This window comes from Paraglaciecola polaris LMG 21857 (genome assembly GCF_000315055.1).
GTDB classification, from domain to species: domain Bacteria; phylum Pseudomonadota; class Gammaproteobacteria; order Enterobacterales; family Alteromonadaceae; genus Paraglaciecola; species Paraglaciecola polaris.
Window position 1 is genome coordinate 177978 of record NZ_BAER01000017.1, and the last position, 17382, is coordinate 195359.

Genomic DNA, 17382 nt, shown 5'->3' on the forward strand with positions numbered 1-17382 from the left:
ATAAAAATTAGTTAATGTGTTATTTCCAGCCCGCTTTATCCATTAGGATTACCGCTTGGCGATTCAACTCGCCAACCCGAGACAAGTCAATATTCTCAGGTTTAAAGTCACCAAAGGAGGTTAATACCGCACTTTGCGCTACACCTTGACGCAAAGGGTATTCGTGATTGGTTTTTGCATACCACACTTGTGAATCTTCCTGCAGCATGAAATTGACTAACTTCTGAGCAGAAGCGGCATTTGGTGCATATTTGGCAATCGCGGCACCAGAGATATTGACGTGGGCCCCACGGTCTTGCTGATTTGGCCAAATAACCTCAACCTTGCTAGCCGTCTCTCGAATCGCCTCATCGTCATCGCTTGCCATACCGGCTAAATAATAGGTATTGGCAATCGCAATATCACACTGTCCTGCGACCACAGCTTTAATTTGATCTCTATCACCGCCTTTTGGTGTACGAGCAAAGTTTTTAACAAAATCATTTAACCAAGTTTGGGTTTTGTCTTCCCCCAGTTGCTCAATCATGGCAGCCACCATGGATTGATTATAGATATTGCTTGAAGAACGAACGCAGATCCGACCGCGCCATTGTGGGTCAGTTAAATCTTCCATTCGAGTCAATTGGGTTTTATCAACACGCTCAGGTGCCACCATTAACGGACGAGCTCGAAGGGTAAATCCAATCCAATGGCCTTGGGGATCAATATAATTCTGTGAAATCAGATTATTAAAAGAGGTGGTATCAATGGTTTGGGTCAGGCCCTGTTCTTTCGCTCGGTATAGCCTACCTACATCCGTCGTGATGAGAATATCTGCTGGGCTATATTTTCCTTCGCTTTTTAAACGTGTGATCAGTGCATCAGCATTGCCCGTTACCAGATTGACCGAAATTCCTGTACTGGCACTAAATTTATCCAGTAGAGGCTTAATCAAAGCCTCTTTGCGTGCCGAGTAAACATTTAGCTCTTGTGCATTAGCAAAAGACGCAACAGAAACACAACTTACTAGCGCAACTAATTTAAAAAAACGTTTCAAACCCATATCCTATATCAAATTAATATGTAACGAATACTAACCAGCCTACCCCAATTGAGAACTATTATCAATTAGATTCAGCTTATTTGCCTTCAAACATAAGGTAGTGACTTTCTTCCATATCCAGTGCTTGGTAAGTACGTTGGGCAACACGGTTTTCCCGCTCAACATACAAGCGGTAGCCACATACATTTTGAGCCTTATCCCCTAAAGCTTTAACCTCATTATACAGTGCGCTATATAGACCCTTGCGACGAAACTTAGGCACTATATACACACTCTGCACCCACCAAAATTCACTGTTACGCCAATCACTCCACTCCGTAGTCACCATCAAACTACCTACAACCTGCTTATCAACTTCGGCGACCAGATAAAAACCTTTATTGGCATCGTTGATAAGATTACTTACGCCCAACGTTAAAATGTCACCGTCGAGTTGCTTACCTTCGGTTTCTTTGGCCATTAATTGATTAAAATTAACCAAAGCCTCGATGTCACTAACCTGTGCTTTTCTAATTGTTGTTTGCATATTCTCACCTTTATAAATTGAATATTACTTCCACTACATTGCCGCGTTCTAAATAGCGTACCGAACCTGTTAATTCAGCCACTAGCTGCATTCCTCGCCCGAAGCAATCCTGCAAATCAGCCGGAATTAAGTGATGTTGGTAGTTAAACCCCGCCCGAATCCCTCACCACTATCTTGAGTAAACGTTCGGTCGGCTCATACGTAAGACTGAGCTTAATATTGATATTTTTCAATTGCACTAAACGCTGTGTCCGCAGTACAAAATATTCCTCCAAACCATCCGGTGAGTGTTTCAACTCGGAATCTAACGGTAACACGCCATGAGCCAGTGCATTATTATACAGTTCGCTTATCACAGTAAATAATCTTGTGTGCAAAGCAACCATACCTGTTTAACTGGATACCATGTTGATCAAGCCCCCTACCGGATCGCTCGTGCTAATTCCTCTCCCTAGTGCGGCACTTCATTGCTCATGTGCTAAATAGCAGTTCGCTCAATTTGCCTATAAAGATTGCGTTTTTTTTAATAGAATCACATTTAAAATCTACTCCCTTAAGCTAAAGCGATAGTGAAAATGAGCCAAAACAATCTTGTTTATAGCACTGACGGCGGCCGAATTGCCCCGAAAAAATCTCAACCATCTAGTGTCAAAACTGACGGTATTATCCGCATCCGCCGGGAAACTAAAGGTCGTAAAGGTAAGGGAGTCACCACCCTTTCAGGTATGGACATGGACGCTACGCAGATTAAAGCGTTATGTTCCGAGTTAAAGAAAATGTGTGGCACAGGCGGTGCCGTAAAAGATGCGGTGATAGAAATTCAGGGTGGTAATAGGGACAAAATAAAATTAGCCTTAGAAAAACGTGGGCATACTGTCAAACTCGCTGGCGGGTAATCCGTTAAATATCTCTACCATAAGGTTTACCATGCAAAAAGTATTATTAGCTGACTTAAGCATTATTTTAGTCGAGCCATCCGACACTCAACGCAAAATTATCAGTGCTTTACTACACAAAGAAGATGTAAAGAACGTCAATGCAGTGAGTAATGTAAAAGAAGCCATTGAAGCCATCAACAAACAGGGGGCTGATTTAGTGGTCAGTTCCATGTATATGGAAGACGGAACTGGCCTTGATATTCTGACTTCAATAAAAAATTCGCCTGAACATTGTGCTATCCCTTTTATGTTAGTTTCGAGTGAAAGTCGGGCTGAAAAGCTCGAGGAGTTTAAACAGGCTGGCGTTGCGGCAATGTTGCCTAAGCCCTTTAGCACCGAAAACTTATCTCGCGCGTTAAAGGCTTCTTTGGACTTAATAAACACCGAAGAATTAGACTTAAATTTATTTGATGTGCGCCAAGTTCGTGTGCTGTTAGTGGACGACAGCAAACTAGCGAGAAATCATATAAAACGTGTATTGCAAGGGCTAGGAATAGCCCAGATCATTGAAGCTGAAAACGGGGCGATGGCCCTGACCAAACTAAAAGAAAACACCTTTGATTTGGTGGTGACTGACTACAATATGCCTGAAATGGATGGGCGCGAATTATCAGAGTTCATTCGATTTAACACCGAAACTTCCCATATACCCATTATTATGGTGACGTCAGAATCGGTAAATAGCTTGCATATGGCCAATATACAGCAGACTGGTGTGAATGCCTTGTGTGACAAACCATTCGAAGTCGAGCAAGTCAAAATGTTACTTATGTCCCTTCTTGAAGAGTAAAATCGAAAGGAAAACATCTTCTTTTAGCTGGTTTATAGGAAATATCTACTCTAAAGGACTTTTTGGCATAAGGTAAAGATTGACATTGAACGCTCGACTTAATAGATTCGATAACCCAGTGTAGTCAACTGATAATAGTTTCAGCGCACCAAGCCTGTGTTAAATCATTTATGTACAAAGAACTTATGCCTTACTTTAAAGGCTTTTTAACCCATTTATGGAAGTGAATAAAATGTCGGTCGTGGAGCTAGATAAACTAAGAGAACAAATTACCTCAATTGATCAACAGTTATTAAAACTGTTAGCTGAGCGTCAGCAATGCACAAACCAGGTTGCTGAAACCAAAATTACCCATCATATTCCGGTAAGAGATCACAAACGAGAAGAGCAACTACTTGTTAGCCTTATTAAGCGCGGCCAAGGCCATGGCTTAGATGCCCATTACGTCACTCAGCTATTTCATGTCATCATCGAAGACTCAGTGCTTAATCAACAAGCATTACTCGCTGCACGTGCGAATCCTGGTAGCAGTTTACCGCTTAATCGCGTGGCATTTTTAGGCGATAAAGGCTCCTATAGCTACCTAGCAACACAAAAGTACTTTTCTCGACGTCCAGGTGAACTGTTAGAAATAGGTTGCCAGAGCTTTGGCGAAATCATTAAAAAGGTTGAAACCAATGAAGCAGACTATGCCGTTTTACCCATAGAAAATACCTCCTCTGGCAGTATCAATGAAGTGTACGACCAACTGCAACATACGCATTTATCTATTATTGGTGAATTGACCCACCCTATCAAGCATGCTTTGTTGGTGACTCAAACCACTGACGTAAATCGCATTAAAACCTTATACGCACATCCGCAGGTGTTTGCTCAATGTAGTCATTTCCTAGCCGAACTTGGTAATGTCGAGGTGATAACCTGTGACAGTACTTCTGCGGCGATGATGACAGTTAACGAGCTGCAAAGTGATACGGTTGCCGCAATTGGTAGCGAAGCAGGTGGCGCGTTGTATGGTTTGCATGCCATAAAGTCAAATTTAGCTAATCAGAAAGAAAACCACAGCCGTTTCTTTGTCGTCGCTCGTCAACCGGTCAATGTGCCATTACAGGTCCCAGCTAAAACAACCTTGGTCATGTCAACCGTGCAGAAATCCGGGGCACTAGTAGAAGCCTTGTTGATCCTTAAAAACAACAGCATTAACATGACAAAGTTAGAATCCAGACCGATTACGGGTAACCCTTGGGAAGAGATGTTCTACATAGATGTAGAAGGGAATATCCAAGACGGTCCCATGCAGGTTGCACTGGAAGAACTTAAAAACACCACCCGATACTTCAAGGTTTTGGGTTGTTACCCGAATGATGAAATCAATCCCACTAAGATTGCAGCTGTAACGGCGTTGGCTCAAGACAAGCAGGAGGGGTAGTTGTAGCAAGGGTCTTGTCTACTATGTGAAAGCAGAATTAGGATAGGCTCATCTCAAGTAAAAAGGCGCTTAGTTAGCGCCTTTTTGCATATCGGTTCGATAAAATCGATAACCCAAGGCTAAAAGAAAACACAAAGATGCAGGGGCCAACAAAGCATTAAACCCTATTCTTGCAAATAAGCTTGCCCCCACAAGGCCCCCACTAATAAAACCACTGATCAGTAGTAAAAACAAAATAGCCTTTCGCTTATCAAATACTTCATTACGTAAACGCGCACCTAACATGATACCCAGATCGGTGAATATCCCTGTCATATGTGTGGTGCGAATAATCGCACCACTATAGGTAGTAGCCAAAGCATTTTGTAATCCGCAGGCTGCAGACGCAGTGTAATGTCCAGCAGTTGAATTGCCATTAAGTAACCAGATAGAAATCAGGAGTAAACCGCCTTCAACAAGCAGCAGAGAATCATAATGACGGGATAACTTTAGTGTGCGGCTACGTAAGAAAAAACCGGAAAATGCCGCCCCAAACATGAAGCTAAATAAAATGGCAACGAGATGTAGCATGTCCGTCAGCGGAGCCGTTATTATGCTTGCACCGATAAGCGTGGCACTACCTGATAGATGTGAAATGGCTTGATGGGTAAAGCCTAATAAACCAACGGCGTTTACGCTACCAGCAATGAGAGCGAGCACAAAAGCGCCGTATTCAACCCATTTAGGTAACTTTGAGACCATTAGCCTAACAGTGTCTCAGCAAAGAAAATCAACCAGCAAACCATCACTACTCACTTATTGTACGGTCATCATTGGCTTTAAGGAGTAACTTTTTGCTATCGACTAAAGACTGTTTCGAGTAATCCCCAAACCAGGCTCCTATTTTAAAAAATAATTTAATAAATGCGCCTTTGTCGCCCTTTTTCAGCATATCAAGTGCATTATCAAATGTATCTCTAAAGCTAGTAAGCACTGCAACACTGTCTTTATTGTTAAAAATAATATCTGTATATAAAGCAGGGTCTTGAGCAAATAATCGCCCGACCATTGCAAGCTCTAATCGATATATAGGTGAACTCAATGAAATTAACTGATCAAGTGGCGGGTTTTCAGTGAGCAGGTGCGCACCGAACACGTAACTGGAGAAGTGCCGCATGACTTGAATAAAGACCATGGCATCATCATGTTCTTGAGCATCGGTTTCTTGCAACGCAGCGCCCCAAACTCGCATTTGTTGCAGCAACCACTGGTATTTCTCTTCACCACGTCCGTGGCAGACCACCACAACTTGTTTGACCATACTGGAAACGTCTGGTCCAAACATTGGGTGTAGACCAACCACAGGCCCCAAATGGACAGCCAACATTGCCTTGAGTGGAACGGCTTTGGTACTGGTAATATCCGCTAAAATACAATCAGTTGGCAGATTATCCAGCTTGGCAACAATTTGTTCCGTCAACTGAATGGGCACGGCAACCAAGACTAAATTTGCTTGCGCAAATATCTCATCCGCTCTTGGCCAATCCTTTTGTTCCAAAATGTCGACCGTGTAACCGCTACGAGTGAACATATCAACGAAGATTCGCCCTAAAGCACCTGCGCCACCAATAACGACAATTTTATGCACTTCTGGCGCACAACACATGTAGCGTTTATTTTGCGTGTGATAAGACTCACGCATTATCCGCCTTAATAAATCCTCAACCAAAGCAGGTGGCACGCCCAGCGCCTTTGCTTGCGCGCAGCGCTGTTCGATTAACTCAGCTTCCCTAGCGGGAACATAAATAGGTAAGCCAACCTTACTTTTATACATGCCAACCTGCTCAGTTAGCGCAGCACGTTTTGCCAATAACGCCACTAATTCAGAATCGACTGTGTCGATTTGATTGCGTAATTTTTCAAGTTCGGTTGACATCTAAGTTCCTTTTAGTCCGGGCTGTGGAGTTTATTTAACCGCAATGGCAATACCGTAATGAGTTTATCACGCATATGGTTAATTAACTCGTCTGTTGATTCCCAGTCAATACAACCATCGGTGATCGAAACTCCATATTCTAACTCACTAGCCGTTTTACCTTTATTGCTCTGATTGCCCGATTTCAAGTGACTTTCAAGCATGATCCCAATCACCGACTGATTACCTTCAAGTATCTGATTAACCACGTTTTTAGCCACTAACGGCTGACGACGATAATCTTTACTTGAATTTGCGTGACTACAATCAACCACCAAACCTGCACTGAGTTTTGCAGCGCGCATTTCTTCTTCACAATCAGCAACACAAACTGAGTCATAGTTGGGCTGCTTGCCGCCGCGCAGAATAATATGACCATCAGGATTACCCTGAGTTTTGATTACGCTGACTTGCCCTTGACCATTAATACCCATGAAGCTGTGACCTGATGCAGCCGATTGCAGTGCATTTATAGCAATATCAAGGCTACCGTCAGTGCCGTTTTTAAAGCCAACAGGCATTGAAAGACCACTGGCCATTTCACGGTGAGTTTGTGACTCAGAGGTACGAGCACCAATAGCTGACCAACTAAATAACTCTGCAAGGTATTGCGGACTAATCGGATCAAGTGCTTCAGTTGCAACAGGAATTTCCAACTCCGCTAACCAAATCAGCAATTCACGCGCCTTGCGCAAGCCGGTTTCAATGTCGAAAGTATCATCAATATGTGGATCGTTAATGAGGCCCTTCCAACCCACAGTGGTGCGAGGTTTTTCAAAATACACTCGCATGACTATATACAAAGTATCCTTACAGGATTCATGCATCTCTTTAAGTTTAAGGGCATATTCTTTTGCAGCGTCGATATCATGAATCGAACAAGGTCCACTGATGAGCAAGAATCGGTGATCTTTGCGATGAATAATATCGGAAATAATTTTTCGTGATGACTGAATAACTGACAAAGCATGGTCAGTCACAGGAAGCTCTTGCTTCAATGCTTCAGGGGTAATCAGTACCTGTTCAGAGGTAACGTTAATATTGTTAATGTTGTCGCGTAACATAATCTTGACTCACAGTAGTGATGGGTAATACACGATCTGCTAAAGCAGTCGCACTGGAAATGACAAATTCAAAGTAAGCGGCCAATTAAATGTAAACATATAATTACAACTGCAAATTAACTTTTTATGTAATTTAATTGACTTTTTAACAGTTCATTATTTTTTTCGCAAGGCTTAATTTGTTTAATCGCTATTTTGCGCAAAATACCCACACGTTAGCGGTAAAAATAAACCACGCTTATAACTGCACATCAACGCTTACACTTTGTTGACACAGTATAGAACAACAAATTTGCGGTTATACAACTGATCGCGATAGTCTTTAGTCGTAACCGTTGCAACGACACAATGGCCATAAAACGAACGACAACATAGTCGTCATTACACTGATATCAGGGATCCATATGAACAAAGCAATACTCAGCCCAATCGCACTGGCTGTCATGCTTGCTGCGTGTCAACCAGACACCAACAGCCAAGTAAATGAAGCGCTAACTCAACAACAAAAACGTAATCAAGAAAAAACAAAATCAGTACAGCAAAACAATCCATTGTTAACCGAATCAAACGCGCCATTTGGCGTACCGCAATTTGAAAAGATTAAGATCGAGCATTACGAACCGGCATTTGATTTCGCGATTGCGCAAAATAAACAACAAATTTCAGACATCGCCGCTAATAGCGAAATTGCCAGCTTCGAGAACACTATTGAGGCAATGGAAAAATCAGGTCAAACACTGAGTCATGTAACCACTATTTTCTATGCGCTAAATGGCACCGATACAACGCCTGAGATGCAAAAAATAGCTAAGAAAATGTCACCTCGTTTATCAGCATTGAACGATGATATTTACCTTAACGCTGCTCTTTTTGCTCGGGTTAAAGCCGTATATGAACAGCAAGAGCAGTTAACGCTTCGTGCTGACCAGAAAACGCTGCTGGCAGATAGCTACCAGTCGTTTGTGCGTGGCGGTGCTAATTTAAATGACCCTGATAAAGTTAAACTGCGCGACTTAAACGGTCAGTTATCCAAATTATCTGTTCAATTCGGTGAAAATTTACTCGCTGAAACCAACGCATTCGAATTGGTTATCGACAATAAAGAAGATCTCGCTGGTCTACCAGAAGATATTATTGCAGCAGCAGCGGTTACTGCCACAGAGCGAGATCACGATGGGAAATGGGTCTTTACTACCCATCGCCCGAGCAAAAATCCATTTTTAACTTATGCACATAACCGTGAACTGCGTAAAGCCTTATATGAAGGCTACATTCAACGGGGCGATAATGACAACGCTAACGATAATAAGAAATTAGCCTCCGAAATTGCCTCCCTTCGTTATCAAAAAGCTCAACTACTTGGCTACAAAACCTACGCGGATTTCGTGCTTGAAAAGGCTATGGCAAAAACCCCTGAGAATGTTTATGGCTTGCTTAACCAAGTCTGGCCTGCGGCACTAGCCCAAGCCAAAAACGAAGCCGCCGATATGCAAAAAATGATCAAAGCCGAAGGGGGTGATTTCACACTCGCAGGTTACGATTGGTGGTACTACGCCGAGAAAATTCGTAAAGCTCGCTACGATCTAGATGCAGCGCAAACCAAGCCTTATTTTTCACTTGATGCTACTCGTGAGGGGGTATTTTACACCGCAGAAAAGCTATGGGGTGTAACGTTTCAAGAGCGTCAAGATATTCCAAAATATCACCCTGATGTACGCACTTTTGAGGTTTTTGATAAAGGCGGATCAAGTATAGGCATATACATGGCTGACTACTACGTGCGTGAGAGCAAACGTGGCGGCGCTTGGATGAACTCCTACCGTAAACAGCAAAAAATGTTTGGCGAGAACGTTAAACCGATTATTTTCAATGTACTCAACTACCCTCGCCCCGTTGGTGATGCACCCGTTTTGCTTACATTTAATCAAGCATCTACTTTGTTCCATGAATTTGGTCATGCCATTCAAGGTTTACTATCAGACGGTTATTATCAATCACAGACTGGTACTTCTTTGCCACGAGACTACGTAGAGTATCCATCCCAGGTAATGGAAAACTGGATGATGGAGCCTGAAGTGCTAGCGCAGTTTGCCAAGCATTACAAAACAGGAGAAGTGATCCCCCAAGCGTTAATCGAAAAAATTCAAGCTGCGGGTAAATTCAACCAAGGTTTTGCCACCACAGAATACATGGCGGCTGCCTTACTGGATATGAAATGGCATACCCTTGAAACAGCCACTGAGCAAGATGCAGACGCATTTGAGAAAGCGGCAATGGATGAGATTGGATTAATTCCGCAAATCACTCCTAGATACCGTACAGGTTACTTCTCACATATATTCTCTGGTGGATATGCCTCTGGCTATTATGGATACATCTGGTCAAACATTTATGATGCCGATACGTGGCAAGTATTTAGTCAAAACGGTATTTTCGACCAAGATACCGCTAACGGTTATCGTAAACATGTGCTGGAAACCGGTGGCACTGAAGATCCAATGATAATGTACCGCCGTTTTAGAGGCCAGGATCCTCAAGTGTGGCCATTACTCGAGCGCCGCGGTTTATTGACTGAAGAGGAATTAAAAGCAGCAAAAAACCAGTAAAAATGGTATTGACTGCTCCGATTTTAACGTTCAAGCCCTGCTATGCAGGGCTTTTTTATACATGTCGCAAAACCCAAAAATGCTCTCGAGAAAATTTTTCGACTCAGAAATGCGTTATCCAAAACGGCGTATATAGGCATACGCCACTTGCACCTTTTGCGCATCACAGGTGTGGCCACCTTTATCAGGATGATATTGATGGAGCAATTTATGATATTGCTGCTTAACGTCAGCAAGACTGGCATTAACTGGAAGGTTTAACGCGGCGTAACTTAATAGCAGTTGCTCAGCTGTTTCGTTTGAACGCTGATGGCTCACGCCATTTTTATCTTTCGATAAACATTGCCAAAAGTCATCAAACAGATTGTCTACATCCTCTGCTGTGGTCTGTAGCAAATTTTGCCAATCTAAGTAATACTCGGCTAATAAGTCGGCCGCTAGTAGCGTATTTTCATAAGCGGCAGGCGTATATGCAACGGCTTGGATCTTAAGGGTGTGAATAGTAAGATCTCCTAGGCCACAGGCGCGCCAATCTTGTTGTAACTTATACAGAACGTGAAATAGCACAAAATGACTTTGAAACAGACGCAGGGGATCCTTTAGGGATAATTGGCTAAAAATCCTGTCGCTACCCTGATCATTTTGTAATTTCTTAAGTAAGTCATATTCACTTATTCCTTCGGGGTATGTTAACAACAGGGATTCAAGAGTCGCCAACAAACGCTCAGCGAGTAACGGCCATTTTTTACTATGGGAATTCATTTATCTTAGCTTCCCCTTTAGAACTCTGATTATACAGATATCGTATCTTCGTTTTCGATTTGGCGGATCACGACAGCAGGTACCCCCGCCACCACAGTATTAGCAGGCACGTCTTTATTGACCAACGCACCGGCAGCAATCACTGCATTGTCACCAATCGTAACGCCATCAAGGATTTTTGCTCCCATGCCGATCCATACACTGTTGCCGATGGTAATAGGCTTCGCTGTTTCTAGACCCTTGTTACGCCTTTTGGCATCCAGTGGATGAGATGCAGTCGAGATTAAAACCCCTGGGGCAAGCATGACATCATCACCAAAAGTCACTGGCGCAGCGTCAAGGATAACCACATTATGATTTGCATAGAAATTTCTGCCCATGTGAATGTTGTAACCATAGTCGCAATAAAATGTTGGCTCTATCCAAGAATTAGGAGAGGCTGCGAATAAACCCTGTAGAGCCCTAAGCGCAGATTTATTGGCAGATTCCGGGGCCAAATTAAATTGCTGGCATACTGCTTTCGCTTTAGCTCGGTCTTGCTGTAGGACCTTATTACTTGGGAAATAATACTCCCCGCTGAGCATTTTTTCTTTTTCGGTTAATGTTTGCATGTTTGCTCCTTAGGGGGATTGGTACATTTTTATGTGGCGACCGAGTCATTAAAGGTCCATGCGACAAAGCGACTTTGCTTCTGCCCTTGTCCCATATCAACTTTTACGAACTTAGCGGCACCATAGTATTTAATACTTGTTTTAATGGCCTTCAAGTGGGCACTTTTAGACACCAAGCACGTAAACCATTTAACCTGCCTTTTATATTCAACACTCTGGCTGATCATACGTTGAATAAATGCCAATTCCCCTCCTTCACACCATAGTTCATTACCAGTGCCCGAGAAATTAAGTGGGGCTAACGCAGAATGTGACTGATTTTTCGAGGTACGTTTTAAACGATTGTTTTTTAAACCTATGGTTTTGCGTTGGCTGCCAAGTGCAGCATCTTCTGGTGATTTATGAAAAGGCGGATTACACATGCTAAAGGCGAAATATTCATTTTCTTTGATGATACCTTTAAAAATATACGCAGAATTATTTTGCTTACGTACCGAAAGCAACGGGGCTAATCTAGGATTCAGACGTGCTAACGTATTTGCTGACTTCACCGATGCGGCATCAATGTCACTGCCAACAAAAGACCAGCCATAGCTGTGGCTCCCTATGATGGGATAAATAACATTAGCGCCAATGCCGACGTCTAACCCCCTAACTTCTTTACCGGTCGGAATATTCCCTGCGTAATCGCTTGCGAGTAAATCAGCTATACCATGAATATAGTCTGCTCGACCTGGCACAGGTGGGCAGAGGTATCCGTCAGGTATATCCCACACTGTCATACCGTAATAATAAATGAGCAAGGCTGCATTTAGTGCCTTAACGGCATCCGGATGTGCAAAGTTAATGCTTAACTTGCCGCTATTTGCATTAACTAGGTGGCGCTTTAACGCGGGATACGCTTGGCACAACTCAGTCATGGGGTAACCCTCTTTGTGGAGGTTACGGGGATGCATGCTGGTAGATAAATGTGTGACAGCCAATTAGCCATTCCTTTTTAAACATTAAGTGGATTAATCTTTTGTTTATCGCTGTAGCGATTTAAGTTTGCGTATCTACAAAACTATCGACCTTTCGTTCTAGCATAGTAATTCAAAGAACAGGACTATCGCCAAGTAAAAATCGCGCCCCGGACCCTTCTGATGCCATTTTATCTTCTTTGTTGTACAGGCGACACTTTTCTAGCGACAAACAACCACAACCAATGCATCCCGCTAGCGAAGATTTAAGTTGATTTAGCTCCGCAATGCGTTGCTCAATATGCGCATTAAAAATCTCACTCAAGCGAGCCCAATCTTTTTTGTTGGGGGTACGATTATCCGGTAATGCTCTTAGCAAGAGTTGAATTTCCTCTAAGCTGTAACCCATATTTTGGGCGATCAAAATAAAAGAAACACGCCTTATCACTGAGCGAGGAAATACGCGATTTCCCCCTTCAGTACGAACAAAAGGAATGAGTTGCTGATTAGCATAATAGCGAATAAGAGACACCGCATTGCCAGTGCGCTTAGCAATAAATCCAATACTGACCAAAGGCTCCGGGGGCATAAGAATTATCTCAACATTTTTCTTGATCTAAAGTTAGCTTTAGATATTAAACTTCCTACATACAATAATCCAGCAATGAAAGAGGAATCATTATGCGCCCAGCCATGTTTGAGCATGTTAATCTCACCGTCACCGATCCGGACAAAATAGCCAATATAATCTGTCTGTTATTTAATTGGCATATTCGCTGGTCAGGTCCAGCCAAGGACGATGGCTATACTGTACATGTGGGCTCAGAGACTGCGTACTTAGCACTTTATCAGCCAAAGCAATTTATCGATGCAGAAATCGATCACCGTCATGTTGGTAAAGTAAACCACTTAGGAATATTGGTGAATGACTTAGATGTTGTTGAAAAAAACGTCATGTCTCTAGGTTTTGAAACCTTTAACCATGGTAAATATGAACCAGGTAGACGTTTCTATTTTATGCTCAGTGATAGTATTGAAGCAGAAGTAGTCAGTTACACGTCCTAAAATCAAGTCAGTAAAAAGCCCGCAAAATGCGGGCTTTTTTATAAGTTAACGGTAACGCAAAATTAATATTAGTTAAGCTTTTCTTTGATACGTGCAGAACGACCTGAACGGTCACGCAAGTAATAAAGCTTAGCACGACGAACATCGCCACGACGTTTCACAGCAATTGAACCAATTGCAGGGCTGTGGGTCTGGAACGTACGCTCAACACCTTCGCCGTTAGAAATCTTACGAACTGTAAAAGCAGAGTGTAGGCCACGGTTACGTTTAGCGATTACAACGCCTTCGTATGCCTGAAGACGCTCTTTCTCGCCTTCTTTAACGCGTACTTGAACAACAACTGTATCACCAGGGCCAAATGCAGGAACATCAGTTTTTAACTGAGCTTCTTCAATGCGCTTGATGATATCTTGATTGACTTTACTCATCATATCCTCTCATCCCAGAATAACTGCCATTTTGCTGCAACAACTCTTGTTGATATTCATCTAACAAACGTTGCTGCTCCTCAGTCAGAGCTAGGTCGTTTAATAATTCAGGGCGTCGTTGCCAGGTTCTACCTAGCGACTGCTTTTCGCGCCACTGTTTGATTTTTTGATGATCACCACTCAACAATACAGAAGGAACTGATTGACCGTGCAAATTTTCTGGCCGTGTATAGTGCGGACAATCTAGCAAACCGTCGCTAAACGAGTCTTGCTCGGCAGATTGTGCATGCCCTAAAACGCCGGGTACCAGTCTTGCTACAGCATCCATTAACACCATCGCGGGTAACTCACCACCGCTGAGAATGTAGTCACCGATAGACCATTCTTCGTCTATTTCGGCTTCTATCACTCTTTCGTCAATACCTTCGTAGCGACCAGCGACCAGAATTACACTTTCATTTTCAGAAAGCTGTTTAACACCACGTTGAGTTAACGTTTTCCCCTGAGGTGAGAGATAAATCACCTTAGTTTTTTTCTCGGCCGCCTGTTTGGCTGCACGAATTGCGTCTAATAATGGCTGAACCATCATCAGCATCCCTGGGCCGCCACCATATGGTCGGTCGTCAACAGTACGATGTTTGTCGTGGGTAAAATCCCTTGGATTAAAGAAATCTACCTTTAACATACCGCTCTTAACGGCTCGTCCTGTCACGCCCTGTTCGGTAAAAGTCTGAAACATTTCGGGAAACAGACTCACTACCCCAAACCAACGCTGCGTATCCAAACTCATTAAAAGCTCGGATCCCAATCAACCTGAATGGTCTTCGCCTCACGGTCCACTTGTTTAACGACTTGATCGATTAAATAAGGCACCATGCGTTCTTTTTGACCGAAAGCGTCCTTTAAATTGGCTTTGATTAACATGACGTCATTCGCACCCGTTTCAAACAACTCTTTCACGACACCTAAGTTGTAACCCTGTTCGGTTACCACTTGCATGCCGACTAACTCTCTCCAATAAAATTCATCACCATCTAATTGAGGTAGCTGCTGTGCTTTAATTGAAATGTCGAGATTTTTGACACTTTCAGCATCATCTCTTGTTTCAACCCCAACCAGTTTGGCGACCAATCCCTTATTGTGGGTTCGCCATTGGTCAACGACAATTTCTTTAGTATTACCGTCTTGACCCACGAGCCAAGGAGAATAACCAAAAATACCGTCTAATTCATCGGTATATGATGTGATTTTGACCCAACCTTTAACACCGTAAGGTGCACCGATTTTGCCCATCACTAATGTGTCAGACGCGTGACTCATTTATACCTCAATTTTTCTTAACAATTGCAATTAAGCAGCTGCTTTTTGTGCATCTTTAACCAAGCGAGCAACACGGTCGGATAAGCCTGCGCCATTTCCTACCCAATGCTCTACGCGGTCTAGATCAAGACGCAAACGCTCTTCTTGACCTTGTGCTGTAGGATTAAAGAAACCAATGTTTTCAATAAAACGACCATCGCGTGAACGACGGCTGTCAGCAACCACTACTTGATAAAATGGACGCTTTTTCGCGCCACCACGCTGTAAACGAATAGTAACCATAAATGCCTCAAACTCGTTGTAGCGTTAACGTTAACTTATGTACCTTTTTAACTATCGAGCAGATTTACTACTCGATAAAAGGACGCCGTATTGTACGGATTTTGCGCTTGATTGCAAGCCTAGATAGTAATGAATAGCTTATTGATTTATTACAAGATTGGCATTCCCTCAGACCCATTAGCATGTACAGTATGCGAAGGGATTAAAGTTCTTCTGGGTAGCCCTCATTTAGCGATACTCAGGCACAGCATACGTATTAAGCTATTTCGTTTATCAAGCAACGACGTGTGGGTAATCGCTATTATCAATTTCTAGATTGAAATACGCTGTTTATTCTCGTCAAACAGCAAGATATCAGCTAGTTCAAACGTTAAATAAACCCGTTGGTTTAACGCTACCGACATTTCATTTACCACAGCAATCACTTGGGCATCATCTATTGTTGCCTCGTCTACTCCACTATGGGGGTGTAGATACAGGTATTGCGTATCACCTAAGTACTCAATTCTTGCTACTAGCATGATAAAGCTATTGTTAACGGTACTGGTCGATAATTTGAATGCTCTAGGGCGCACAGCGATAGTCAATTTTGTATTAAACAATGATTCAGGCACATGACATTCTAGGCAGTAATTAACGTTGCCCTGCAGATGCAAGCCCTCACTATCTGCTCTACCCTCAAATAGATTTATTTTAGGATCACCAAAAAAACGAGCGACATAAAGATTATTAGGTTGCTGGTAAATATTTTGCGGAGTGTCGAATTGCTCAATACCGTTTTCGCTCAACAATAAAATACGCTGGGCTAACGCCATCGCTTCATGTTGGTCGTGGGTCACAAATAAAGTGGTCGCTGATAAATGTTCATGCAAGTTTTTTAGTTGTTGGCGCATCTGTTTTCTAAGCTCAGGATCGAGATTAGAGAATGGCTCATCAAATAAAAACAGCTGTGGTTTGGACAACATCGCTCGCCCGATTGCTACTCTTTGTCGTTGCCCGCCTGACAACTGCCGGGGATAGCGATTTAATAATTCGCCAATAGCTAAACGTTGAGCGACGTCTATGACCTGTTTACTAATCTGGGATGCAGTCGCGTGTTTGATGCTCAGCGCGTAGCCGAGATTTTGTGCGACAGTTAAATGCGGAAACAAAGCATAGTTTTGAAATACCATGCCCACGTTACGCTTATGGCTTGGTAAATCATCAACTTTGACATCGTCGAAGTATATTTCCCCTTCGTCATGGGTCTCCAGTCCCGCAATGAGTCTGAGCAAGGTTGACTTGCCAACACCAGATGGCCCAACGATTGCGACAAATTCACCTCTTGCAAATTCAACAGTAATCGCCGGTAAACAATAACGATTTGTGCCACTGCCGAGGGTTTTAGTAACTTGCTTAAGACTAACTTGACTCATGATTACTCAAATTAAATGGCCTAATCTAGCTGGTAGTGCCAAAGGCACAACAATAAAAAAGGGCCGTAACTCACGTTACGGCCCTTTTTTTAATATGGTGCGGATGGGGAGACTCGAACTCCCACGGCCTAAGCCACAGCCCCCTCAAGGCTGCGTGTCTACCAATTCCACCACATCCGCGTGGTAATACT

General features: G+C 42.9%; 20 protein-coding genes and 1 tRNA gene. 5 read left to right on the forward strand and 16 right to left on the reverse strand.

The window, feature by feature from the left end:
- Positions 1-19 precede the first annotated feature (19 nt).
- The 3 genes from GPLA_RS02710 to GPLA_RS23845 form a co-directional block, all read right to left on the reverse strand.
- Positions 20-1036, reverse strand: coding sequence for a Fe(3+) ABC transporter substrate-binding protein (locus GPLA_RS02710; RefSeq protein WP_007103280.1), 1017 nt, complete (start codon positions 1034-1036; stop codon positions 20-22).
- 82 nt (positions 1037-1118) lie between these two features.
- Complete coding sequence (locus GPLA_RS02715) at positions 1119-1568, reverse strand: GNAT family N-acetyltransferase (protein WP_007103281.1); 450 nt, start codon at positions 1566-1568, stop codon at positions 1119-1121.
- Positions 1569-1711: 143 nt separating this feature from the next.
- Positions 1712-1945 carry a hypothetical protein gene (locus GPLA_RS23845; protein ID WP_226993041.1) on the reverse strand — a complete coding sequence of 78 codons (234 nt, stop codon included), beginning with the start codon at positions 1943-1945 and terminating at the stop codon, positions 1712-1714.
- Between the two features lie 198 nt (positions 1946-2143).
- On the opposite strand from GPLA_RS23845, the gene yciH reads away from it, so the two are divergent.
- From yciH to pheA, 3 genes are all read left to right on the forward strand, one after another.
- On the forward strand, positions 2144-2464 hold the full coding sequence (gene yciH, locus GPLA_RS02725) for a stress response translation initiation inhibitor YciH (protein WP_007103282.1): 321 nt from the start codon (positions 2144-2146) through the stop codon (positions 2462-2464).
- A 31-nt stretch (positions 2465-2495) separates the two neighbouring features.
- Complete coding sequence (locus tag GPLA_RS02730; RefSeq protein WP_007103283.1) at positions 2496-3296, forward strand: response regulator; 801 nt, start codon at positions 2496-2498, stop codon at positions 3294-3296.
- 217 nt (positions 3297-3513) lie between these two features.
- Complete coding sequence (gene pheA, locus GPLA_RS02735) at positions 3514-4725, forward strand: prephenate dehydratase (RefSeq protein WP_007103284.1); 1212 nt, start codon at positions 3514-3516, stop codon at positions 4723-4725.
- A 69-nt stretch (positions 4726-4794) separates the two neighbouring features.
- On the opposite strand, the gene GPLA_RS02740 is transcribed toward pheA, so the two are convergent.
- The 3 genes from GPLA_RS02740 to GPLA_RS02750 are packed head-to-tail and all read right to left on the reverse strand — an operon-like array spanning position 4795 to position 7743.
- On the reverse strand, positions 4795-5466 hold the full coding sequence (locus tag GPLA_RS02740) for a YoaK family protein (RefSeq protein WP_007103285.1): 672 nt from the start codon (positions 5464-5466) through the stop codon (positions 4795-4797).
- 46 nt (positions 5467-5512) lie between these two features.
- The gene (tyrA, locus tag GPLA_RS02745; protein WP_007103286.1) at positions 5513-6640 is read right to left on the reverse strand and encodes a bifunctional chorismate mutase/prephenate dehydrogenase; all 1128 of its coding nucleotides are present in this window, start codon (positions 6638-6640) and stop codon (positions 5513-5515) included.
- An 11-nt stretch (positions 6641-6651) separates the two neighbouring features.
- Positions 6652-7743, reverse strand: a complete 1092-nt coding sequence (locus tag GPLA_RS02750) for a 3-deoxy-7-phosphoheptulonate synthase (RefSeq protein ID WP_007103287.1) — start codon at positions 7741-7743, stop codon at positions 6652-6654.
- Between the two features lie 404 nt (positions 7744-8147).
- Between GPLA_RS02750 and GPLA_RS02755 the strand changes: the two genes are divergently transcribed.
- Positions 8148-10349 (forward strand): M3 family metallopeptidase, encoded by a 2202-nt coding sequence (locus GPLA_RS02755; RefSeq protein ID WP_007103289.1) that lies wholly within the window; start codon positions 8148-8150, stop codon positions 10347-10349.
- A gap of 114 nt (positions 10350-10463) precedes the next feature.
- Here GPLA_RS02755 and GPLA_RS02760 read toward each other — a convergent pair whose 3' ends face one another.
- The 4 genes from GPLA_RS02760 to soxR form a co-directional block, all read right to left on the reverse strand.
- Positions 10464-11111, reverse strand: a complete 648-nt coding sequence (locus GPLA_RS02760) for a DNA-J related domain-containing protein (protein ID WP_007103290.1) — start codon at positions 11109-11111, stop codon at positions 10464-10466.
- Between the two features lie 29 nt (positions 11112-11140).
- Positions 11141-11722: a sugar O-acetyltransferase gene (locus GPLA_RS02765; RefSeq protein ID WP_007103291.1), complete on the reverse strand. Its 582-nt coding sequence runs from the start codon at positions 11720-11722 to the stop codon at positions 11141-11143.
- Between the two features lie 29 nt (positions 11723-11751).
- A complete protein-coding gene (gene rlmF / locus GPLA_RS02770) occupies positions 11752-12678 on the reverse strand; it encodes a 23S rRNA (adenine(1618)-N(6))-methyltransferase RlmF (protein WP_040513847.1) in 927 nt (308 codons plus the stop codon).
- A 136-nt stretch (positions 12679-12814) separates the two neighbouring features.
- The gene (gene soxR / locus GPLA_RS02775) at positions 12815-13270 is read right to left on the reverse strand and encodes a redox-sensitive transcriptional activator SoxR (RefSeq protein ID WP_007103293.1); all 456 of its coding nucleotides are present in this window, start codon (positions 13268-13270) and stop codon (positions 12815-12817) included.
- Between the two features lie 92 nt (positions 13271-13362).
- Between soxR and GPLA_RS02780 the strand changes: the two genes are divergently transcribed.
- Positions 13363-13746, forward strand: coding sequence for a VOC family protein (locus GPLA_RS02780; RefSeq protein ID WP_007103294.1), 384 nt, complete (start codon positions 13363-13365; stop codon positions 13744-13746).
- Between the two features lie 68 nt (positions 13747-13814).
- On the opposite strand, the gene rplS is transcribed toward GPLA_RS02780, so the two are convergent.
- From rplS to GPLA_RS02810, 6 genes are all read right to left on the reverse strand, one after another.
- Positions 13815-14174, reverse strand: coding sequence for a 50S ribosomal protein L19 (gene rplS / locus GPLA_RS02785; RefSeq protein ID WP_007103295.1), 360 nt, complete (start codon positions 14172-14174; stop codon positions 13815-13817).
- Positions 14167-14964 (reverse strand): tRNA (guanosine(37)-N1)-methyltransferase TrmD, encoded by a 798-nt coding sequence (gene trmD / locus GPLA_RS02790; RefSeq protein WP_007103296.1) that lies wholly within the window; start codon positions 14962-14964, stop codon positions 14167-14169. The genes rplS and trmD overlap by 8 nt, the downstream gene beginning before the upstream one ends.
- Positions 14964-15494: a ribosome maturation factor RimM gene (gene rimM, locus GPLA_RS02795; protein ID WP_007103297.1), complete on the reverse strand. Its 531-nt coding sequence runs from the start codon at positions 15492-15494 to the stop codon at positions 14964-14966. Before rimM ends, trmD begins: the two co-directional genes overlap by 1 nt.
- 30 nt (positions 15495-15524) lie before the next feature.
- The gene (gene rpsP / locus GPLA_RS02800; RefSeq protein WP_006994621.1) at positions 15525-15776 is read right to left on the reverse strand and encodes a 30S ribosomal protein S16; all 252 of its coding nucleotides are present in this window, start codon (positions 15774-15776) and stop codon (positions 15525-15527) included.
- Positions 15777-16087: 311 nt separating this feature from the next.
- Positions 16088-17191 carry an ABC transporter ATP-binding protein gene (locus GPLA_RS02805; protein WP_007103299.1) on the reverse strand — a complete coding sequence of 368 codons (1104 nt, stop codon included), beginning with the start codon at positions 17189-17191 and terminating at the stop codon, positions 16088-16090.
- A gap of 95 nt (positions 17192-17286) precedes the next feature.
- Positions 17287-17371, reverse strand: a tRNA-Leu gene (locus tag GPLA_RS02810).
- Positions 17372-17382 lie beyond the last annotated feature (11 nt).

Excerpts from the sequence above, each read along its gene's own strand:
- GPLA_RS02715 (WP_007103281.1), bottom strand. The coding sequence starts at position 1,568 with ATGCAAACAACAATTAGAAAAGCACAGGTTAGTGACATCGAGGCTTTG.
- yciH (WP_007103282.1), top strand. The coding sequence starts at position 2,144 with ATGAGCCAAAACAATCTTGTTTATAGCACTGACGGCGGCCGAATTGCC.
- GPLA_RS02730 (WP_007103283.1), top strand. The coding sequence starts at position 2,496 with ATGCAAAAAGTATTATTAGCTGACTTAAGCATTATTTTAGTCGAGCCA.
- pheA (WP_007103284.1), top strand. The coding sequence starts at position 3,514 with ATGGAAGTGAATAAAATGTCGGTCGTGGAGCTAGATAAACTAAGAGAA.
- GPLA_RS02740 (WP_007103285.1), bottom strand. The coding sequence starts at position 5,466 with ATGGTCTCAAAGTTACCTAAATGGGTTGAATACGGCGCTTTTGTGCTC.
- tyrA (WP_007103286.1), bottom strand. The coding sequence starts at position 6,640 with ATGTCAACCGAACTTGAAAAATTACGCAATCAAATCGACACAGTCGAT.
- GPLA_RS02750 (WP_007103287.1), bottom strand. The coding sequence starts at position 7,743 with ATGTTACGCGACAACATTAACAATATTAACGTTACCTCTGAACAGGTA.
- GPLA_RS02755 (WP_007103289.1), top strand. The coding sequence starts at position 8,148 with ATGAACAAAGCAATACTCAGCCCAATCGCACTGGCTGTCATGCTTGCT.
- GPLA_RS02760 (WP_007103290.1), bottom strand. The coding sequence starts at position 11,111 with ATGAATTCCCATAGTAAAAAATGGCCGTTACTCGCTGAGCGTTTGTTG.
- GPLA_RS02765 (WP_007103291.1), bottom strand. The coding sequence starts at position 11,722 with ATGCAAACATTAACCGAAAAAGAAAAAATGCTCAGCGGGGAGTATTAT.
- rlmF (WP_040513847.1), bottom strand. The coding sequence starts at position 12,678 with ATGCATCCCCGTAACCTCCACAAAGAGGGTTACCCCATGACTGAGTTG.
- soxR (WP_007103293.1), bottom strand. The coding sequence starts at position 13,270 with ATGCCCCCGGAGCCTTTGGTCAGTATTGGATTTATTGCTAAGCGCACT.
- GPLA_RS02780 (WP_007103294.1), top strand. The coding sequence starts at position 13,363 with ATGCGCCCAGCCATGTTTGAGCATGTTAATCTCACCGTCACCGATCCG.
- rplS (WP_007103295.1), bottom strand. The coding sequence starts at position 14,174 with ATGAGTAAAGTCAATCAAGATATCATCAAGCGCATTGAAGAAGCTCAG.
- trmD (WP_007103296.1), bottom strand. The coding sequence starts at position 14,964 with ATGAGTTTGGATACGCAGCGTTGGTTTGGGGTAGTGAGTCTGTTTCCC.
- rimM (WP_007103297.1), bottom strand. The coding sequence starts at position 15,494 with ATGAGTCACGCGTCTGACACATTAGTGATGGGCAAAATCGGTGCACCT.
- rpsP (WP_006994621.1), bottom strand. The coding sequence starts at position 15,776 with ATGGTTACTATTCGTTTACAGCGTGGTGGCGCGAAAAAGCGTCCATTT.
- GPLA_RS02805 (WP_007103299.1), bottom strand. The coding sequence starts at position 17,191 with ATGAGTCAAGTTAGTCTTAAGCAAGTTACTAAAACCCTCGGCAGTGGC.